The following is a 2,361-nucleotide window of genomic DNA, read 5'->3' as shown; positions in this document are numbered from 1 at the left end:
GGCCCGGCACCGCGCGCCGCGGATGCCGGGCCCGGTTTCCGCTGCGACGCTGGGGCCATGGCCCTGACCAGTCTGCTCGCCCTGACCGGCCTGCTGCTCTGGGCCGCCTTCGAACTCCTCCTCCGCCGCCGTGACCCCGCCGCGGCCGACTGGCGGGCGACCCCCGGTGACCGGGGCAGCACCCGGTTCCTCCTCGTCGCCTACGCGCTGTCGATCCTGATCACCCTCGTCCTCACCCCGGAGACCGTCGGCGCGGTCCCCACCGCCTGGCGCTGGGCCGGGATCGCCCTGATCGTCCTCGGGCTCGCCCTGCGGGCCTGGGGCATGCGGACCCTCGGCCGCTTCTACACCCGTACCCTCCGGACCGTCCGCGACCAGCCGCTCATCCAGGACGGCCCCTACCGGCTCATCCGGCACCCCGGCTACGCGGGCAGCCTGCTCGTCTGGACCGGCTACTGCCTGGGCCGGGGCAACGGGATCGCCCTGCTCCTGGTCGCGGCCCTGCTTCTCGCCGCGTACAGCTGGCGGATCGCGACGGAGGAGCGGCTGCTCCTGGCCACGTTCGGCGAGGAGTACGCCGCGTACCAGCGGCGCACCAAGCGCCTGGTGCCGTACGTGTACTAGGGCCGGTCACCTTCGGGCCGCTCTGGCCCGTACCGCCCCGCCTTCCCGGGGGGCGGTTGTGAGCCGACGGCGTGCGCCGGGGATCGCCCGTAGCGGAACAACCGCTTAAAACCCAACCCCGTTGGGAACGACTGCACCGCGGTTTACACGCGGTTTACCGGCGTTCACTCACCGGACATCCGCGCTGTGCACCGTATGCCCGGAAAATCTCCGCCGCCTCCCGGCCGGACATACCTCCGAGGAGTCTTCAGATGCCGCTCACCCGCAGGGAGTTCTCCCAACAGTCGGCGCTCACCGGCGCGGCAGTCGTCACCCTGACCGGGGCCGTCGGCGCGCTCGCCACGGCACCCGGCGCGCTCGCCGCCCCCGACGACGCCGCGTCCTCCGACCGTCTCGGCTACGGCCCGCTGATCCCCGACCCCAAGGGACTGCTGGCGCTGCCGAAGGGCTTTTCGTACCGCGTCATCACCCGTACCGGTGTCACCAAGCTGGAGACCGGCGAGTTCACCCCGGCCGGCCATGACGGCACCGCCACCTTCCCCGGCCGGCAGGGTGTCACCCTCCTCGTCGCCAACCACGAGCTGAGAGGGGTCCGTTCGCGCTGGACCCACCCGGTGCCGCTCACCGAGGGGCGGGTATACGATCCGGCCGCCTCGGGCGGGTGCAGCGTGGTCGAGGTACGGCCGGGCGGCGCGGTCGCCCAGTGGGTCGGCATCGCCGGGACCTCCACCAACTGCGCCGGGGGCTCCACCCCCTGGGGGACCTGGCTGACCTGCGAGGAGACCGAGGAGCTCGCCGGTCAGAACGGGATGACCAAGGACCACGGCTATGTCTTCGAGGTCGACCCCTACGACCGCCGCGCCAACGCGGAACCCGAACCGATCAAGGCGCTCGGACGCTTCGCCCATGAGGCCGTCGTCATCGACCCCCGGCGGGGCGACGCCTATCTGACGGAGGACGCCGACAAGCCCAATGGGCTCCTCTACCGCTGGGTGCCGCCGAAGGGATTCCGCCATGGCCGGGGACGGCTGCGCGCCCTCGCCGACGACGCCGGTGAGTTCCAGGCGCCCCGCTGCTTCGACTCGGGGGGCCGTTTCGTCGACGACCTCTCCCGGGCCACGAGGATCGGCACCGTCTACGGCGTCGACTGGGTCGACGTACCCGACCGGGACGCGCGCACCACGCCCGTGCGTGAGCAGTTCGGCGCCCAGGGCGTCACCCGGGGCCGCAAGCTGGAGGGCATGTGGTGGGGTGACGGGGGCGCCTACTTCGTCTCCTCCTACGCCCGCGCCGAGAGCCCCCAGCAGCACAACGGCCAGGTCTGGTTCTACGACCCCCGGCGGCGCACCATCACCCTGAAGGTCCTGCTCGCGGCCGAGCCCGACCCCGCGTTCCAGGGCCCGGACAACATCACCGTCTCCCCGTACGGTGGGCTGATCCTCGCCGAGGACGGCTCCGGCCTCCAGCACCTCTTCGGCGCGACCGAATCCGGCCGGACCTACCCCATCGCCCGCAACGAGCTGAACACGGGCACGCCCGAGGCCCCCGACTACGGCGAGTTCACGGGGGTGGTCTTCTCACCCGACGGCACGACCCTCTTCGCCAACATCCAGGACCCGGGGATCATGCTCGCCATCACCGGCCCATGGCGGCGCCAGCCGCGCGCCTGACCGGTGCCGCGCTGTACGCCCGTACCGTGTCGGCGGTATGGGCGTACCAGGCCCGGTGGTCCGGCGG

At 72.5% G+C, this 2,361-nt stretch carries 2 protein-coding genes; both read left to right on the top strand.

Annotation, left to right across the window (positions count from 1 at the left end):
• The first annotated feature begins 57 nt into the window (after positions 1-57).
• A complete protein-coding gene (locus ACFVIM_RS34645) occupies positions 58-624 on the top strand; it encodes a methyltransferase family protein (protein ID WP_384310227.1) in 567 nt (188 codons plus the stop codon).
• Positions 625-875: 251 nt separating this feature from the next.
• Positions 876-2,294, top strand: coding sequence for an alkaline phosphatase PhoX (locus tag ACFVIM_RS34640; protein ID WP_384310225.1), 1,419 nt, complete (start codon positions 876-878; stop codon positions 2,292-2,294).
• The last annotated feature ends 67 nt before the right edge of the window (positions 2,295-2,361 follow it).

Origin of the sequence: Streptomyces sp. NPDC057638 (assembly GCF_042800315.1) — a bacterium.
Classification (GTDB): Bacteria; Actinomycetota; Actinomycetes; order Streptomycetales; family Streptomycetaceae; genus Streptomyces.
The sequence above is the reverse complement of the archived record's forward strand: the minus strand, read 5'-3'. Positions and strand labels throughout refer to the sequence as shown.